The following is an 18,086-nucleotide window of genomic DNA, read 5'->3' as shown; positions in this document are numbered from 1 at the left end:
CCCTCTCTAGGAGGATTATATCTTAGAATACATTTTACCCACCAAATCCAAGAGAGCCGCGGTGAACTATCTTGCTTAATTTAGCCTGAATCGAACCCCTACCCCCTTGCTTCAACCCATGCTCGCATTTTACCCGGATTGTTTAATCCGTAGGGATCGACGAGTTGTTTAAATTCTAGTTGTAGCGGATTAATCTGTCTGCTGCCGCCATCTTCCATGATATAAGTGTGAGGATTGGCAATGGCTGCCCCCTGTTGTTCATAGATAGCAATAATCTCATTTAATCGAGTTTCTGTGGTAAATTCTAGCAAGGGAAGACCGGCGGGAATAACTTTACCTTGAAATCTCAAAAATTCTAGGTGCATCATTATTTCCTCCCCAAAATAATTATAGAGTTTCTCCACCGTGGCTAGATTAAAATAAAAAGCCTGTAGATAAGTTATCTTGGGGTTACAACTACGCGCATGGAGAGTGGTGTGATTCCAAGTAAATTCTAAGATACTGTTGCCTTTTTGGGTTTCTTCTGGCGTTTTATAGTAGGTAAGTTCACCATTATATTCTTTAATTAAAGACTCTAATGCCACTTGATCGCTGTCCGATACTATTAACAAAACTGCCGCTTTTCCTGGGGGTAAATAATCCTTAAGAGCGATAAAATAAGCGGGAATTGGCCAAGAGTGAACACTAACCATTTTCTTGACAATGCCATCACTATCACTGAGAGCTTGACCAAATTTAGCGGCGGTGATAAAATCGGCAAAAGTAACGATAAATTCTGCCCAAGGATAACAGGGAGCGAGGGCTATTTCTAACTCGGTAATAATGCCATTTGTTCCGTAGGCATGATTGACTTTTTCTACTTCATCCCCCCGTAATTCGATAATTTTGGGTTCTGTTTCTAGGGTGACTAATTGCACTGCTTGCAAATTGCCTCTATCCTTCAATTGTCCATAATTAATTGAACCCATGCCCACACTGCCACCCCCGATAAAACCGCCAATTGTCGCCGTCCGATAGGTAGAGGGAGCCATTCTTAATTCCCAACCAATTGCGCGAGCTTGTTTATCAAAAAAGGCCATTTTTACCCCCGCTTCTACCCGTGCTGTACCCGGTTCGATCGAGATAATTTTTGTTAGTTTGGTTGTGTCTAAAATTACTCCCCCCTGCAAGGGAACACATTGACCATAATTACCTGTCCCCGCACCTCTGACTGTTAAAGGAATTTGGTATTTAACGCAGGTTTTAGCGATGTCAATAACCTCTTGGCTATTGTGGGGACGAATGACTAAATCAGCCCGTTTATCTTGCAGTTGTGCCTCTAAAATGGGACTAAAATGATAATAATCTAAGGAAAGTTTCGCCACTTGTCCCGGATCGGTGATAATTTCTAGATGGGCAAGTTCTTCAATGAGATTTTGATAGTTAGATTTCATGGTTAGGTAGAGATTGCTGAAAAAGTGTATTGGTGGGGTTAGGAGTCAGGAGTCAGGAGACAGGAGACAGGAGACAGGAGACAGGAGACAGGAGACAGGAGATTATTTTTATTTGTTCTCCCCATACCCCAATTCATAATTCATAATTCAAAAAGGAAAAATTAAAAACCGATCGCCTAGGCGGTCGGTTTTACTAAGAATTATAAACTTTTATTAACTTTGTTTGCTGAGAAACTGTTGAGCTTGTCTAATAGCGGCAGCGCCGATATTGAAGACAGCCCAGCCACCAGCAATAAACAAAGGGGTTAAAACGATTAACACTCTCCAGTCCATAGATTTCCTTCTCCTCGGTCAGTGCTTAAAAGATTGTTACTTGATTCTCATTTTATATTTATACCCTAATCCGCCCGTTTTGGGAATCCGGTATCAGTACCTTTTCCCCCATGAACGAGGGCAAGTTTAGCATAGCGCTCGGCGTGTTCGATCAACTCTTGAGCCTCCTGTGGGGAAACTTCCCGGACGCGTTTAGCGGGAATACCCACCACTAAAGATCGCGGTGGTATATCTTTTGTCACAATACTACCCGCCCCGACAATACTACCCGCCCCGACGCGCACACCATCGAGAATCACTGCCCCAATGCCGATTAAACAACCGCGTTCAATATGGGCTGCGTGAATTACCGCCCGGTGTCCGATGGTAACGTAATCTTCAAGGATAGTAATTTTGCCCGGATCTCCGTGTAGGATCGCCCCATCTTGGATATTAGTATAGGCCCCAATTTCGATGCGTTCCACGTCGGCACGCAATACCGCCCCATACCAAACACTTACCCCCACAGCTAGGGAAATATCGCCCATTACCGTGGCATTGGGGGCGATAAAAGCCGCTTGACTGACATCGACAAGGGGCCAGAAATTAGAAGTTGATCTTAAGTTATCTAAAGACATGGAAGGATCTGCACTAAAGTCGGAAGAGAATACCCGTCCAATTTGGTTGGGTATAATATGGGTAGGATTATTGGTACAAAGATAGCAATTTTTAGTTTAGGTTCTCCCATGATCAATGCAAGTTTACAATACCCTGTTTTTGGCCCCGATATCCATTGTCCTCACTGTCGGCAGCTAATCCCCGCCCTCACTTTGACGGATACCTATTTGTGTCCGCGCCATGGAGCTTTTGAAGCCGATCCCAAAACGGGTGAGTTGGTTCACTTGCAGTCAGGACGGCATTGGCGACTCTGGAATGGTGAGTGGTATCGTCAACACACTCACCCGGATGGTATTCGTTTTGAGATTCACGAAGCACTCGATCGCCTCTATACTCAAGGATTTAAAGCGACTAAAGTAATTATTGCCAACCGTTATCGCGATCTAGTTAGTTCCTACCTAGAACGTAACACCACTTGGCGCGGTAATGGACCGGCTGAGACCACTATTCCCCGTCTTTACGGTTTACCGGTAGAATTTAGTCCCGATGCCCCCGATGAACCCTGTTGGGATGTAATTAATTTTGATCTGGAAAAAGAACCGGGGGTTCCCAAACGTTATCCCTATTTTCGTCTTTTTGATTAATCATTTATCAGTGATCAGTTATCAGTAAACAGTTATCAGTGAATAATCTCACTTAATAAACTCATAACCTCAAAACTGAATCGGGAGGCAGATCGATGAAGGATTGCTTATCAACCCCGAATTCTCACTCATTACTGATTACTGATTACTGATTACTGGACGGCTACGCCGTGCCTTTGGCAACACTGAAAATGCACCATGCTTCTATTCGTACCGCTAATATCCATCGAGCGATCGCTTTTTACCAGCTTCTCGGTTTTACCCTCGAGGAAAGATTCACCACGGGTTATACTTTAGCCTGTTGGCTAACGGGGTTAAATGGACGCATCGAATTAATCCAAATTCCTCAACCGAAACCCGCCCCCGATGCCTTTAGCGATCAGCATTATGTCGGTTATTATCACTTGTCTTTTGACTTAACAGAAAATGTCAGCAATTTACCAGAATGGTTAGAAAAATTAACAAATAACTTTCAGCAAGCCCATCAAGAGGATGCCGATTTATATCAACCTTTAAAAATTCTTTTGCCCCCCCAACAACAGATGATCGGCGATCACGTCTATGAAGTCACCTTTATTGCCGACACAGACGGTTTACCCCTGGAATTTATCCGTCGTTTAACGCCGAAATCAGCGATCCAGGTCTCCATAACCGAGATGGAGGCGACAGTGCCGGCAAAAACTCCCTAGGCATACCGGTCTCTTCCAGATGATCTACATAAAAACTTAAGAATGATCCCCGTCTGGTGATAGACTTTTGACTGTTAAGGAAACAAACTCACTAGATAAATCATAGATCAGCTGTAGGGAGGATCATCGAGTGGAAAGTACGCTAGGGTTAGAAATTATCGAAGTAGTCGAACAGGCTGCCATTGCTTCCTCCAAGTGGATGGGTAAAGGCGAAAAAAATATCGCTGATCAGGTGGCGGTGGAAGCGATGCGCGAACGGATGAATAAAATCCATATGCGCGGTCGCATCGTTATTGGAGAAGGGGAAAGAGACGAGGCTCCTATGCTTTATATTGGCGAAGAAGTGGGTATCTGTACCCAAGTTGATGCCAAACAATATTGTAATCCCGACGAATTAGTCGAAATCGATATCGCCGTCGATCCCTGCGAAGGCACTAACTTGGTCGCCTACGGTCAAAATGGTTCTATGGCCGTGTTAGCGATCTCCGAAAAAGGTGGATTATTCGCCGCTCCTGACTTTTATATGAAAAAATTAGCGGCTCCCCCGGCAGCTAAAGGTCATGTGGATATTAATAAATCGGCGACGGAAAACCTGAAAGTTCTTTCCGATTGTCTCAATCGTTCGATCGAAGAACTGGTGGTAGTGGTGATGGATCGTCCCCGTCACAAGGAATTAATCCAAGAAATCCGCAACGCTGGGGCCAGAGTTCGTCTGATCAGCGATGGTGACGTATCGGCCGCTATTTCCTGCGCTTTTTCGGGAACTAATATTCATGCTCTCATGGGTATCGGTGCGGCTCCGGAAGGGGTAATCTCGGCGGCGGCGATGCGTTGTCTGGGGGGTCACTTCCAGGGACAATTGATCTATGATCCGGAAGTGGTCAAAACCGGTTTAATCGGCGAAAGCCGCGAGGGTAATCTCGCTCGTCTGCAAGAAATGGGCATCACCGATCCCGATCGCGTTTACGGTTGCGAAGAATTAGCCAGTGGCGAAACCGTCCTCTTTGCCGCCTGTGGGATCACCCCCGGCACCCTGATGGAAGGAGTACGCTTCTTCCACGGTGGCGCTCGTACCCAAAGCTTGGTTATCTCCACCCAATCGAAAACCGCTCGCTTTGTCGATACCGTTCACCTGTTCGACCGACCCAAATACATTCAACTGAGATAATTCTCTGACCGGGTGGGGTGGCCATGGCTCACCTCGCCCCCATTGGTAAAAATATATAAAGTTTTTTTTCAAACATCTTTTATTTGCATCCCGATTGGGACTAAATTGCAACAATTAGAGACATAACGCACTGATCTTTATCAATAATTTTTGTAGCCTGAGCAACATTTGTAGGAGAACATAAATGAATATTGCTGTAGTGGGCTTGAGTCACAAGACAGCCCCTGTGGAAATTCGCGAAAAATTGAGTATCCCGGAAGCGAAAATCGAGTCCGCCCTTACCCACCTCAAGGGTTATCCCCATATCCAAGAGGTGGCGATTATCAGCACCTGTAACCGTTTGGAGATCTACGCCGTGGTTACGGATACGGAAAAGGGCGTGGTGGAAATTACCCAGTTTCTCGCTGAAATCGGGCATATTCCCCTTAATGTCCTGCGTCGTTATCTGTTTACCCTACTGCATCAGGATGCTGTCCGTCATCTGCTCCGGGTGTCGGCCGGTTTAGAAAGTCTTGTCCTCGGGGAAGGGCAAATTCTCGCTCAAGTTAAAAATACCCATAAATTAGCCCAGAAGTACAATAGTATTAGCCAATTACTCGATCGCCTGTTTAAACAAGCGATGACTGCCGGTAAGCGCGTCCGCACGGAAACCAGCATCGGCACGGGGGCCGTATCGATCAGTTCGGCGGCGGTGGAGTTAGCCCATGCTAAGGTGGCAGACCTCAGCAGCCAGAAAATCGCTATTATCGGGGCAGGGAAAATGTCCCGATTATTAGTTACTCACCTTCTGGCTAAGGGTTCTCAGCAAATTGCGATCGTCAATCGCTCCCAAAGACGGGCCGAGGAGTTGGCCCGTGAATTTCCTAACGTACCAATCCAACTATATGGCTTAGAAGAGATGATGGCCATCGTAGCGGCATCGGATATCGTCTTTACCAGTACCGGAGCCACGGAACCAATTTTAACTAAAAATTTATTGACAGAAGTGACGATTACTGCTAACTCGCTGATGTTAATCGATATTTCTGTTCCCCGCAACGTCCACACCGACGTGAAGGAATTGGCACAGGTGCAAGCTTTTAACGTCGATGATCTCAAAGCGGTGGTTGCCGCCAATCAGGAAAGTCGCCGTCAGATGGCCAGGGAAGCAGAGGCACTCCTAGAGCAGGAAGTGGAAGCTTTCGAGCTTTGGTGGCGTTCTTTGGACACTGTACCGACAATTAGCTGTTTAAGAAGCAAAATTGAAGATATTCGCGAACAGGAATTAGAAAAGGCCCTCTCCCGTCTGGGGACGGAATTCGCCGAAAAACACCAAGAAGTTATCGAAGCGATGACCCGCGGTATCGTTAATAAAATCCTTCACGAACCCATGGTACAACTGCGCGCCCAACAGGATATCGAAGCGCGTAAGCGCTGTTTACAATCCCTGCAAATGCTCTTTAATCTCAGTGTCGGAGAAGAATATAGTTAGGGGCCGACAATTGACAAAAATTAAGGGCGATTCTATGGGTCTGTTAAGATGATTTTGAGGGATTGGGGGCGGATAATTTGGCCCGATTCCCCTATCGACAATTTCAAGATTGACAGACCACTAAGCTGTTGACTCTCTAAATTACTCGTTAAGGCTGTCCATGAGTGCCGGAGTTGACAGCAGGGAGCGGTATAATTGATAGTTAGGTGTACCGGGAAGGAGTTCTGTGGTATTGATTCATAACTGCTACTAAATGACCAGATGTCAACGTTCCTTACTGATTCTGCTGATATAGCCAGAGTCTACTACTCTTCAAGATTGAACTTGAAACAGCGTAGTCAGTTGGGTCAGTTCTTGACCCCCGCAACTGTTGCGCGTTTCATGGCAGGACAATTCAACAACCTGTCTGGTAATATTCGCCTTCTAGATGCTGGAGCTGGAATTGGAACTTTAACTGCTGCTGTAGTAGAGCGGTTACTGGCAAACCCCAATCAGGTTAGTAGTTGCAGCATTACAGCATATGAAGTCGAACCAGTCTTCTTCCCCTCGCTAAATCAAACCCTCACAGAATGCTGTGCCGCTTTGAACGGAAAAGGAATTCAAGCAGATTATTGCTTGCGGGAGGAGAATTTCATCAAAGCTAGTAGTGAAATGAACTTGCCACTCTTTAAGAAGGTAGTTCCAGGCTTTACTCATGCGATTCTGAATCCACCTTATAAAAAGATTCACAGCCAATCAGCAGAAAAGAAAGTTCTTGCAAGTATTGGGATTGATACTGTAAATCTCTACAGCGCATTTGTTTGGCTTGCCATCGTACAACTTATAGACGATGGCGAAGTGGTTGCGATTACGCCGAGAAGTTTTTGCAATGGCAAGTATTTTCGCCCTTTCCGAAAAGCCTTCCTAGAATATATGAAACTAGATAAAATCCATATATTTGAGAGTAGATCAGCAACCTTCTCAGAAGATGAGGTATTACAGGAAAATATTATTTTTCACGCCCTAAGATCTAAACAAAAACCTAGCACTGTAAAAATAACCAGTAATTCTGAGATGGCATTAGACGAGATTTCAGAATCTAGATATGCCCCCTATGACGAAGTGATTGAGCCGAATGATTCTGAACAGTTTATTCATATTGTTACAAATTCTCTCAAGAATTCCTTGAGAGTTCAAATGAATAAAATGCCCTGTACATTAGATGAGATAGGCTTAGAAGTTTCCACAGGTCCAGTTGTTGATTTTCGCCTGAAATCGTCTTTAAGAAACCATTTGAGTGATAGAACTGTTCCCCTACTTTATCCAGAATCTGTAAAAGTCAGGAAAGTAGTATTTCCTCCTGATAATCCCCGCAAGCCCATTGCGGTAGAAAAAAATAACGAAACAGAAAAATGGTTAATTGAGCCTGGCTGGTATGTTTTGACAAAACGTTTTTCATCCAAAGAAGAAAAGCGTCGTGTTGTTGCTGCTGTGTGTTCTCCTATTGGTTCAAAATCTCTAGGTGTCGAAAATCATCTTAATTATTATCATGCTAAAGGCAGAGGAATGCCTCCTGATGTAGCTAAAGGGTTAGCCGCATTTCTTAATTCAACTTTATTTGATAGCTACTTTCGTCAATTTAGTGGACATACACAAGTCAATGCTACCGACCTTCGTAGGGTTAAGTATCCATGTAAAAATGACTTAATCCAAATAGGAGTTCAAGTTGGGGACAATGACTTAAACCAAGAAGAAATCGATCAAGTTGTACATGAAGTTCTATCAATTATGGATGAAGCAAGCACCGCAGTTCAAGCAAACAAACGAATCGAAGAAGCACTTACAATTCTCAAGGCTATCTCTGCTCCTAGAGAGCAACAGAATGAAAGGTCTGCACTATGCTTACTTGCGTTAGCAGATATTCAACCTGATAAACCCTGGAGCCAAGCTACTGCACCAAAACGCGGAATTACAGAAATGATGGATTGGTTCCGTGATCATTACGGAAAACAATATGCACCAAACACACGGGAAACTGTTCGAAAACAGACAATGCATCAATTTGTGCAGATGGGACTGGTGGTTCAGAATCCAGACAAACCAGACCGACCAATTAATAGCCCTAGGTGGTGCTACCAACTTGATCGGCAAGCGTTATCACTGCTTCAAGTTTATGGCTCTGAGCAGTGGGAAGAAGCTCGTAGAAATTATGCGCTTTCAGTGACTAATTGGTTGCAAGCCAGGAATCGAAATCTGCCCATGATTCCTATAACCTTAACCGATGGTCGGGCGATTCAGCTTTCATCAGGTGGGCAAAATATTTTAATTAAAGACATCTTAGAAAGCTTTTGTCCAAGATTTACGCCAGGGGGCGTAGTTCTATATATTGGCGATGCTGGTGATAAATTTATAATCAACGAAACACAAAAATTCCGAGAAATGGGGATTGAATTAGATCCTCACGGGAAAATGCCTGATCTTGTTATCTATCATAGATGCCAAGATTGGCTTGTCCTTATAGAAGCGGTGACGAGTCATGGTCCAGTGAATTTGAAACGCCACAATGAACTAAAGCAACTTTTTCAATTAAGCTGTAAGGGTCTTGTCTTTGTTACTGCTTTTCCCAGTCGTAGGGAAATGACTCGTTATCTTGCTGAAATTTCCTGGGAAACAGAAGTTTGGGTAGCTGATCAGCCCGATCACAGGATTCACTTCAATGGAGAGAGATTCCTAGGTCCATATTAGAACCCAGAAAAGCGTTCTTAAAGATATCAGTTGTGAAAGTACACCTAACTTCACCGTTAGGTGGCTTAGGTTTTCTATGGGGACAGTGCTTCCAAGTTATTTTTGATAATAAATCCTGTTTTTCAAAGCTGATAACAATCAATCATAAGTTAGCCAATGACAGTTAGTATGATGTCGAAACCACGGCCTAACAGTACGTCAATTAGAAGTAGGATAGAGGAGGGTGTGGAACCGCAGGGAGCGATATGATTAATAGTTAGTCCAGAAATTTTTAGAGAGAATGAAGACCTTAGAAGAAACTATTGCACAGGCTATGGATTGCCAAGATAAGTCGATCTTACCTTTTCTTCCATATATCTTACAGGACTTCTGGGAAATAGGCTCTTCTGCCAATTCTATTCTTAAAATTGTCAAAGCACATACAAATAATTATTCTGAATTAAATGTACTAGATCTAGGCTGCGGCAAAGGTGCAGTCTCGATAAAATTGTCAATTGAACTGGATTGCTACTGTCTTGGAATCGATGCAATACCAGAATTTATTGAAATCGCTAATAAAAAAGCTAGAGAAGAAGCAATTACTTCAAGGTGTAAATTTATTTCAGGAGACGCACGAGAAATAATCAAGACATTAAACCAATTCAATCTGATTATTCTCGGCTCGATCGGTCCTGTATTTGGAAATTATTTTCAAACTATGACTATCTTAAAAAAAAATCTGACAAAAGATGGTCTAATTATCTTGGATGATGGATATTTTGAAGATGATCAACCCTATAAGCATGAATTTATAATCAAAAAAAGTATGCTGTTAAAACAAATCGAGAAAGCTGGCATGAAATTAATAAAAGAATATACAGAAACTGAAATAAATCAAAATGATGCGTATGAAATGCAGTTTAATTATCTTAAACAAAGATGCCAAGAATTAGCGGTAAAATATCCAGAGAAAAAATATTTATTTGATAATTATATTGAAAAACAAAGAGCCGAGTATAACAATCTAGAAAATATAATTACTTGTGCAACAATGGTAATTCAAAATCAATAATTTTGGACTAACATCGCCTTCAGTCTGATCCTACTCCATAAGTTGATTGCGATGCCGGAGGCACTGCCTAGTATTAGGCCATCGCTGTGGGCCGCGTTCCCTGATGTGGCTCCTAAGCACTGCACCGATAGTGATTAAACCGCACAGTCTGCCATTAAGTTTCATTTAGGGTATTTTAGACCCATGGGGGTGCGAGACCGCAGGCAGCGGTATATTTAGGGTTTGCTGAATAATGGTAAAACCCTTTTAAAATAAGGCTTTTGACCTGTTAAAATCCGATGTTCATGCTGCGAAAATCGGATTGGAACCCTCAAAAACCTTGCATTATTCTTCTTGTAGTACATAAATTAGTATAAAAAGAGAGGACAACAAAGCCTGAAACTCCTGACGACCGACTACTGACGACCGGCTACTGACTCCTAACCCCACCAATAAACTTTTTGCCGCAAACCCTACTTAATTTCTACGGGTTCTAAATTATCGGCAGCAGTAAAACCAAAGAGACAGGAATAAAAATAAAATTCTGCATCTAATGCTCGTTTTATCGATTCAGCTTGACGAAATCCGTGTTGTTCTCCGGCAAAGGGAACGTAAGCAACGGGTAAACCTTTCGCTTTTAAAGCTTCTACCATCATTTCCGCTTGATTGGGTGGAACCACTCGGTCTTCTAAACCTTGGAAAAAGATCACCGGACAGGATAACTGAGCGGTAAAATGAATAGGCGATCGCTGATAGTAAATTTCCTTTTCTTCGGGATAACGTCCCACCAATTTATCTAAATATCTCGACTCGAATTTATGGGTATCGGTGGCTAAAACCTCTAAATCACTAACTCCGTAATAACTAGCTCCTGCTTTAAAAGTATCATGAAAAGTTAGGGCTGCTAAAGTTGTATAACCACCGGCGCTGCCCCCAGAAATTGCCAATCTTTCCCCATCGACTAATCCCTGATTAACCAAATATTTTGCCCCGTTGATGCAGTCTTCCACATCGACAATTCCCCAATTTCCCTGCAAACGCTGACGATATTGACGACCATAACCCGTACTACCGCCATAATTGACATCTAGATAGCCAAAACCGCGACTGGTCCAGTATTGCACCCGCAGACTTAAACTAGAGGTGGCCGCAGCCGTCGGTCCACCGTGACTTTTGACTAAAAGGGGCGGTAATTCGCCATTGGGGGCGGTATAATCGGGGTTTTTGGGGGGATAATACCAAGCAAATGCCGTTAGTCCCTGACTGGTGGGAAAAGCGAGCATTTCTGGAATCGAGAAATAATCGCTAGAAATAGTTAAATTACTGGAAGATTTGAGAACTTCTCTAGTTCCTGTGGCTAAATCCACTGAGATAACCGCCGTTACTTCCCTAAAAGAACCGCCAATAAAAACTATTTTGTTATCGCTAACTTGTAGGGAAGAAATGTTAGTATCAGCAGTAATAATTTCTTGGAATTCTCGATTAACAGTATCGATACTTCCTAAATACCAACGGCCATCTTTTGTATAGCTACAAATAATCTGTGATTCCCCAGAGAATCCGTAGTTAGATAAACCAAAAACCCAATGAGGATAGGCAAATTCAGCCTCGATCGGTTCGAGAACTGGTTCTATTTGTTCATCGTAGTTAAAGCAATAAAAGTTCCAGAAATTATTGCGATCGCTGGTAAAATATAACTGTTCATCGGCAGACCAGCGCGGTTCACACACCGACTCATTTTCACCACCAGCAATGACCCGAATATTACTCAAATAAAGATTATTAATATCGGCCACCCAAAGAAAAGAACTATCCCAGGGCATATTAGGATGATTCCAACTAATCCAAGCTAATCGAGAACCGTCGGCACTTAAGCGAGGAGAGGTATAAAAATCATTGCCAGATACTAAAGTTTTTATTTCTCCCGTATCCACATCGATGCTGACAATACTATTAACTGGTTCTCGATCTTTTTGGCTATGATCTTCACAAACACAGATTAAACGATTGCGAAATTCATCGAGAATTAAATCCGCATAACGACAGGAATTTTCTGGGGTCAGAGGTTGGGGCAAACTATCAGCAGTTTGGTGATAAATTCTTTGGTCAGCAAAATTACAAAAATAGATAATTCCGGCAACAATTAGATAGGAACCTCCCCCGTATTCATGGACACGAGTTCGCACATTAAAAGGTGCTGGGGTGATTTCTGTGGTTGTGCCGTCGGGGTTTAATTTAACTAAAACATTTCGCCCCTTTTCCTGTGGTCTGCCTTCTAACCAATAAATATCTTCTCCATCTAGAGTTACACCGCCAAGACTAATCGATTCTGCCACAATTAGATCGGAAGTAATCGGCGATTTCCAGGAACCGTAAGCTGATATTTGATGAGACATTTTCGACTAGAGCAGTGATCCTAATGGTGAACTAACTTGATCAGAAAGGCTGATAAATTAAGAAAATTCCGAGTAAACAGGACAAGGTAGAGATTGGCTGCATCCCTACCTGACTCTCTGTTTTTCTGCAATCGGAGCGGCGGGATTCGAACCCACGACCCCTACTACCCCAAAGTAGTGCGCTACCAAGCTGCGCTACGCCCCGATATTGAACCTTAACCATCATAGCGATAATCGCGGCATTTTGCAAGCTTTTTTTTTCTTCCTTTCTCCCCCATCCCCGGAATTAGTGGCCAGCTATCTAGCTAATTGAGGAATACGTCCTTTTAATCCCGTCATTAATTGCAGGGCAAACAATTTCAACGGGGGGAAACCGCGCATAATTGCCAATCCGAGACGACGGATGACAACGATAGGCGGCCAGTTATTGGAGAACAGGCGATCAAGAAAATCTGTGAAGCCTAAAATCGCTAAATTCTCCGATCTACGCCATTTTTCGTAGGATTTTAGGGTAGAAAGCGCTCCGATATCCCCCTGCTTTTCCACTGCTTCCTTTAATACCTGCGCTAAAGCGGCCGCGTCGCGAATGCCTAAATTTAAACCTTGACCACCGACGGGATGACAACAGTGGGCGGCATCACCAATTAAAGCCAGTCGGGGTTTAACATAAGTATCACTCTGCATTAACTGTACGGGAAAGAGAGCGCGGGGGCTAACTAATTCGAGTTTTCCCAGTAATCCCCCCGTATATGCCTCTAATTTCTTGATAAATTCCGCTTCGGGCATTTCTTGCAGTTTTTTCGCTTCCCCATGGGGATTTGTCCAAACGATCTGACAGCGATTACCCTGGAGCGGTAAAATGCCCATCGGACCGGTGGGCCAAAATCTTTCAAAGGCGGTATCGTTGCGATCGAGTTGATGTTTAATGGTGAAAGCGACACAGGATTGCCAATATTTCCAACCTTTGGTTTTAATTTGCGCCCCTTGCCGGATAGCGGATCTGGCTCCATCGGCCCCGATGACTAATTTTGTGGTGATTTTTCGGGTTTGACCAGCTTCTTCCAGGGTGACAGTGGCTGTTTCTGCTCCGTACTCCACTTCTAACACTTTAGCAGGGGATAACCAGTCAATGCGATCGCAATCTTGGCTGGCCTTGTGCAGGGCCGTTAAAATCACTTGATGTTCGCCCACATAGCCCAAATAATCGGTTTTTAGCTCATCGACCACAAAGGGGACAAAAATCGGGTAATCGGCATCAGAAAGGCGAATATGACGAAATTTACCGATACTGGGCGAGATTTTATCCCAGATACCCAAGCCTGTAAAAATCCGGCTGGACATCAACGAGAGGGCATAGGCTTGACGACGGGAGGCGGCCACCTCTAGGGGACGTTCCTCGATCATAGCGATATTTAATCCTGTATTTTTTAAAGCCACCGCTAGGGTGGTTCCGACTATACCGCCCCCGACAATGATTAAATCGTAGCTGTCCCGTCTTAACATATAAATATTTTTCTCGAAGATCATCAGTGACTACACTGATCTATTCTGACACGATTTTCGGGGTTGCTGTCGGGTTTGATTGTCTTCACCCCACCTACCATAGACTTTAAAGGGTTTTGTCCGTCGCTGAGAGTTTCGGGTTATCGCTCTTCCTGGACTTTCGGAAGGGCGATAACAAGCTGCTACAAGCCCTGTTAGCTGATGCTCCTGCTGCGCCAGTCTTCCCCGATACCCCGACGGCCAAGGCAGCGGCGCTGGCACTTGCCCGCCGTTGGGGATATGTTTGGGGCAACAAACCGAGAACTTGGCTAAAGACATAACTGGCAAGATCAAGTTTTTTTAACTCTGATCAGATGCGAATGCGTCAAGGCTTTTTTGAGTCCAATTGTCCAGAGCAGTATTGATAGAGTTAAAAACTCCCATTGTTTCGAGCATATTCTCCTGCAACTTTTCTTGAAGTTCGCTAAAAATACTGGTTTGGATATTGAATAGATCATCTACCTTTTGAGCACCCTTTAATATCTCTAGATACTTGGCTGTAGTTTCTAGATAGAGGCTCATCAATTCTGCTTGCTTTAGTCCGATATTGGTCATCGAACTGACATAAATTTCACCCAAGTCCTTAAAAGACTCAGAGGTTGCCTGCAAATTCACCAGCTTCAGTTGGCTTTTAAATAGTTCATTAATACTATCAGTATAAACTTCCCCCAATTCTTTGGTCAAGCTTAGATAACCCTTGCTTAGTTCAGCGAAAGCACTGGGGTTAACAAAACCTGTTAACATGGCATCGATCGCGTTCACATTAGTGGCCGTAATATTCTTGAAGGACTCTATTGCCAACTTGTTCGAGTCAATCCACTGTTTAACTAGCTCGTTTTGCATGGTAGTTTCCTCGTAAACTGCTTAATGTATTTCTCTGTCTGTGCCAGCAAAAAGATTAAATTATTGAGGGCGCGGTTGGCCCAACCGTTCTAACATAGCGACAATTGCCCTCATCTGGGGAGACTCTCTAGTATAAAAGACAGGATTATTTGGCTCTGCACTAGAATATCCCCAAAAATCCCAGCATCCCCGGGGATTGTAAGGGATTGATGCTGACGGTTCAACCTGGGGATATAGGACAATTATGCTGTTGCTATCAGCTATTTCATTGTAACCGGTTTTAGAGTAGTAATTATTATCAATTTGCTTGGCCCCCTGTTTGCAACCATGAATAGCTACATGAACTTTGCAGCTTTCTTTTTTACAGGCTTCAGGTACATAAACATAAGCCTCCTGACTCATACTCGTGTTTTTACCCTCAATAAACTCGCTCTGGTCAAACCGAATAATCTGGCCACTTAATCTATTAGATTCAACTGGTGGATTCAACTTGCCATAAATATGCTCTAAAATCCGATGGGATTGCATGAAATCGCAGTCGTTTATGAAGGGTGACTTAGTATCTGAACATGACACCTTGGCCTCCTCGACAATTATGCCATGACCGGCATTGATATTCTTTTCATATTTAATATTCTCTGAGGGCAAGCCGGCAGCTTGATAAAAATCTTTTACCTTGTCAACGACGACAGTTTTAACTACGCGATCACTTGAACCACTGAATAGATAGACCCGATCATCTTTTAAGTTGTTGAGATCGGCAATTTTGTTGTCACTGGCCAGTTCTTGCGCTTTTTTAAATAATCCTTTCCCATCCGGTCCTACTGACTCAGTCAGAGGAGTCATGCAAGTGGATGTCGCTTGCCGGAGAAATTGATATGGGTTCGTCTCGTAAGAACCGACACAATAAAAAGGGCCGCCGGCAATGATACCTGCTCCCACCAGCCTATCTGAGTAGGCCACATGGAATTGGGCTGTCATGAAGGCCCCTGATGAAAGGCCAGAAACAGATGTTTGGCTTAAATCTGCCTGATAACCAGATAGCTTGGCTGCTTCCTCGGCCAAGACCGCCCCATGGAAGATAAAAATACTAAAAATCAAAACAGCCAGTAGTTTTAATCCTGCCTTAATCATAAGACCTCTTGCAAAAATCGCAACCTATGATATTAAGATAAAGTAAAACAGATCGAAATTTAAAAACCCGCTCCCCTCTTCCCACTTTGCTGTACTTTTTAAACAGGATTTGGTGTAACATATCCAGCTAATCTCTGGCAAGAGTGCCTCTCTTAACTAGGAAATGACCATGGAACTTTATCAACGAATAGCCGATTTTTATGACTCCTCTAGTGGACTGTGGGAAAGGATTTGGGGCGAACATATGCACCATGGTTACTACGGTCGCGGCGGCAAGATTAAACTCGATCGCCGTCAGGCACAAATTGATTTAATAGAAGAATTATTAACTTGGGGTGGCGTCACTGGCGCTAATCAGATTCTTGATCTAGGTTGTGGTATTGGTGGCAGTACTCTTTATCTGGCCGAAAAATTTCACAGCCAAGCGGTGGGGATTACCCTTTCCCCGGTACAAGCCGCTAGAGCCAGCCAAAGAGCGCAAGAGTTCAATTTAGAAGAACAAGTCAGTTTTTGTGTGGCTGATGCCCTAAAAACCCCCTTTCCTGACGATAATTTTGATCTGGTCTGGTCTTTGGAAAGTGGCGAACATATGCCCGATAAAAGGCAATTTCTGCGGGAATGTTATCGGGTTTTGCAGCCCGGGGGGACTTTTTTGATGGCGACTTGGTGTCATCGTCCCACCACTTCCCTGGCTAGTAATTTAACGGAAGGGGAGATTAAACTATTAAACGAGATTTATCGGGTTTATTGTCTGCCCTATGTGATTTCTTTGCCAGAATACGCTGATATTGCCCGTGACATTGGCTTTCGAGACCTAAAAACCGATGATTGGTCCCTATCGGTGGCCGCTTTTTGGGATGTGGTGATTGATTCGGCCCTCAGCACAGATGCGATCGCTGGTTTGTTAGCAAGCGGTTACACTACTATCCAAGGGGCTTTATCTTTAGGGTTAATGCGGCGCGGTTACGATTCGGGTTTAATTCGTTTTGGTTTACTGCAAGGGAAAAAATAATCAGCTTGGCGATGATTACAGTGCAGCGATTGATAATTAGGCGTTGTCAGATCAGAATAGGAAAGATGCAATGCAATCCTTGCTACCCTTCGACCCCTTCAACTCCTTCGACTTGGCTCAGGGCAAGTTGGCTCAGGGCAAGTTGGCTCAGGGCAAGTCAAAGTAATTTGAGTTCCGGTGCTGATTCGGATCATCTTTCAATTTGACAACGCCAATTTTTCCCCAATCCAGTCTTTGACAATAGCTTGTAACGGTAAATCACGACGCTGACTTTCTTGCTCAAGAGCCTCTACCATCCATGAGGGAAACTCAAACGCAATTGTTTGTTCCTCGGAATTAGAACGTTTAATTTTAGTTAAATCCAAGTATTCGATGATATTTTCTCCATCATCAAATTTGCGGTCAAAATCTTCAGCTTTCATAAATTTCTACCTCTTCAGGTCTAGAGCGTCGGACTGAAATAATACGGATTTTGGTTTGACGATAGGTAACTACGGCTGACCAATGCTTACCTGCTATTATACCAATAACAACAAATCGTGGTTCATTTTCTGTTCGGGCTGGAATTTCGACTTTTTGGGAATCTAACCATAATACTTGAGCTTCAACAAAATCTAGACCATGTTTATTTTTGTTAGCTTGGCTTTTATTAGGATCAAATTCAAATTCCGGTTTTTTCATTCTCTTGGCTTCGTTTCCGTGACTGCATCTCAATTTGGTCGAAATATCTATAGGACATTTTGGGCGCACGCAGTTCGATAAACTCACTGACCACTAGGTACTCCTACCAGAATATTATGGTAGTGACTGTATCGGCAAAATTTATAGTACAATTGGGCTAATAAATTTTGGAATTCCCTTGCTGCTGTTATCAGTAAAAAGTTATCAGGTAGAACCCGAAGGGAGCGTCCCCAAGTAAAAGGGAAAGAGATATCACCTGACCATAATCTTGCTGGTTTTCTTGGATCTTGTCCGATGGCTCAGGGCAGATTTGAACTGCCGACCTTGGGCTTATGAGTCCCCTGCTCTGACCAACTGAGCTACTAAGCCGTTGTTTACACAGTTATCAA

Annotated in this window: 16 protein-coding genes and 2 tRNA genes; 7 read left to right on the top strand and 11 right to left on the bottom strand. The window is 43.5% G+C overall.

What is annotated here, in order from left to right; genetic code table 11:
• Nucleotides 1-98 precede the first annotated feature (98 nt).
• The 3 genes from B5D77_RS15170 to B5D77_RS15160 all read right to left on the bottom strand — a co-directional run bounded on the left by B5D77_RS15170 (nucleotide 99) and on the right by B5D77_RS15160 (nucleotide 2,383).
• The gene (locus B5D77_RS15170; RefSeq protein WP_106909130.1) at nucleotides 99-1,433 is read right to left on the bottom strand and encodes an FAD-binding oxidoreductase; all 1,335 of its coding nucleotides are present in this window, start codon (nucleotides 1,431-1,433) and stop codon (nucleotides 99-101) included.
• Between the two features lie 213 nt (nucleotides 1,434-1,646).
• Nucleotides 1,647-1,766, bottom strand: coding sequence for a photosystem II protein Y (locus tag B5D77_RS15165; RefSeq protein ID WP_039900610.1), 120 nt, complete (start codon nucleotides 1,764-1,766; stop codon nucleotides 1,647-1,649).
• A 65-nt stretch (nucleotides 1,767-1,831) separates the two neighbouring features.
• Nucleotides 1,832-2,383 carry a gamma carbonic anhydrase family protein gene (locus B5D77_RS15160; protein WP_002757960.1) on the bottom strand — a complete coding sequence of 184 codons (552 nt, stop codon included), beginning with the start codon at nucleotides 2,381-2,383 and terminating at the stop codon, nucleotides 1,832-1,834.
• A 108-nt stretch (nucleotides 2,384-2,491) separates the two neighbouring features.
• On the opposite strand from B5D77_RS15160, the gene B5D77_RS15155 reads away from it, so the two are divergent.
• The 6 genes from B5D77_RS15155 (at nucleotide 2,492) to B5D77_RS15130 (ending at nucleotide 10,110) form a co-directional block, all read left to right on the top strand.
• Nucleotides 2,492-3,007 (top strand): TIGR02652 family protein, encoded by a 516-nt coding sequence (locus B5D77_RS15155; RefSeq protein WP_039900620.1) that lies wholly within the window; start codon nucleotides 2,492-2,494, stop codon nucleotides 3,005-3,007.
• Between the two features lie 191 nt (nucleotides 3,008-3,198).
• Nucleotides 3,199-3,696, top strand: a complete 498-nt coding sequence (locus B5D77_RS15150; RefSeq protein WP_039900611.1) for a VOC family protein — start codon at nucleotides 3,199-3,201, stop codon at nucleotides 3,694-3,696.
• A 130-nt stretch (nucleotides 3,697-3,826) separates the two neighbouring features.
• Complete coding sequence (glpX, locus tag B5D77_RS15145; protein WP_008206649.1) at nucleotides 3,827-4,864, top strand: class II fructose-bisphosphatase; 1,038 nt, start codon at nucleotides 3,827-3,829, stop codon at nucleotides 4,862-4,864.
• Between the two features lie 184 nt (nucleotides 4,865-5,048).
• Nucleotides 5,049-6,335: a glutamyl-tRNA reductase gene (locus tag B5D77_RS15140; RefSeq protein ID WP_008206651.1), complete on the top strand. Its 1,287-nt coding sequence runs from the start codon at nucleotides 5,049-5,051 to the stop codon at nucleotides 6,333-6,335.
• Nucleotides 6,336-6,659: 324 nt separating this feature from the next.
• The gene (locus B5D77_RS15135; RefSeq protein ID WP_254052971.1) at nucleotides 6,660-9,059 is read left to right on the top strand and encodes a BsuBI/PstI family type II restriction endonuclease; all 2,400 of its coding nucleotides are present in this window, start codon (nucleotides 6,660-6,662) and stop codon (nucleotides 9,057-9,059) included.
• Nucleotides 9,060-9,339: 280 nt separating this feature from the next.
• Complete coding sequence (locus tag B5D77_RS15130) at nucleotides 9,340-10,110, top strand: class I SAM-dependent methyltransferase (protein ID WP_008206654.1); 771 nt, start codon at nucleotides 9,340-9,342, stop codon at nucleotides 10,108-10,110.
• 452 nt (nucleotides 10,111-10,562) lie between these two features.
• Here the strand turns inward: B5D77_RS15130 and B5D77_RS15125 are convergent, their stop codons facing one another.
• The 5 genes from B5D77_RS15125 to B5D77_RS15100 form a co-directional block, all read right to left on the bottom strand.
• Entirely contained in the window at nucleotides 10,563-12,485 is a 1,923-nt protein-coding gene (locus B5D77_RS15125; RefSeq protein WP_008206656.1) for a S9 family peptidase, read from the bottom strand.
• Between the two features lie 131 nt (nucleotides 12,486-12,616).
• Nucleotides 12,617-12,690 (bottom strand) — tRNA-Pro (locus B5D77_RS15120).
• Nucleotides 12,691-12,782: 92 nt separating this feature from the next.
• The gene (locus B5D77_RS15115; RefSeq protein WP_039900612.1) at nucleotides 12,783-13,988 is read right to left on the bottom strand and encodes an FAD-dependent hydroxylase; all 1,206 of its coding nucleotides are present in this window, start codon (nucleotides 13,986-13,988) and stop codon (nucleotides 12,783-12,785) included.
• 339 nt (nucleotides 13,989-14,327) lie between these two features.
• Complete coding sequence (locus tag B5D77_RS15105; RefSeq protein WP_008206659.1) at nucleotides 14,328-14,870, bottom strand: phasin family protein; 543 nt, start codon at nucleotides 14,868-14,870, stop codon at nucleotides 14,328-14,330.
• A gap of 60 nt (nucleotides 14,871-14,930) precedes the next feature.
• Nucleotides 14,931-16,004, bottom strand: coding sequence for a poly(3-hydroxybutyrate) depolymerase (locus tag B5D77_RS15100; protein ID WP_008206660.1), 1,074 nt, complete (start codon nucleotides 16,002-16,004; stop codon nucleotides 14,931-14,933).
• A gap of 169 nt (nucleotides 16,005-16,173) precedes the next feature.
• On the opposite strand from B5D77_RS15100, the gene B5D77_RS15095 reads away from it, so the two are divergent.
• Entirely contained in the window at nucleotides 16,174-17,016 is an 843-nt protein-coding gene (locus B5D77_RS15095; protein ID WP_106909128.1) for a methyltransferase domain-containing protein, read from the top strand.
• Nucleotides 17,017-17,213: 197 nt separating this feature from the next.
• On the opposite strand, the gene brnA is transcribed toward B5D77_RS15095, so the two are convergent.
• The 3 genes from brnA to B5D77_RS15080 form a co-directional block, all read right to left on the bottom strand.
• Nucleotides 17,214-17,438, bottom strand: coding sequence for a type II toxin-antitoxin system BrnA family antitoxin (brnA, locus tag B5D77_RS15090; protein ID WP_002759052.1), 225 nt, complete (start codon nucleotides 17,436-17,438; stop codon nucleotides 17,214-17,216).
• On the bottom strand, nucleotides 17,428-17,697 hold the full coding sequence (locus tag B5D77_RS15085) for a BrnT family toxin (protein WP_002759054.1): 270 nt from the start codon (nucleotides 17,695-17,697) through the stop codon (nucleotides 17,428-17,430). The genes brnA and B5D77_RS15085 overlap by 11 nt, the downstream gene beginning before the upstream one ends.
• 295 nt (nucleotides 17,698-17,992) lie before the next feature.
• Nucleotides 17,993-18,066, bottom strand: a tRNA-Met gene (locus tag B5D77_RS15080).
• Nucleotides 18,067-18,086 lie beyond the last annotated feature (20 nt).

The sequence above is a fragment of the Microcystis sp. MC19 genome, from assembly GCF_003019735.1.
Taxonomy (GTDB): Bacteria; Cyanobacteriota; Cyanobacteriia; order Cyanobacteriales; family Microcystaceae; genus Microcystis.
This window is presented reverse-complemented; position numbering and strand designations above follow the sequence as displayed.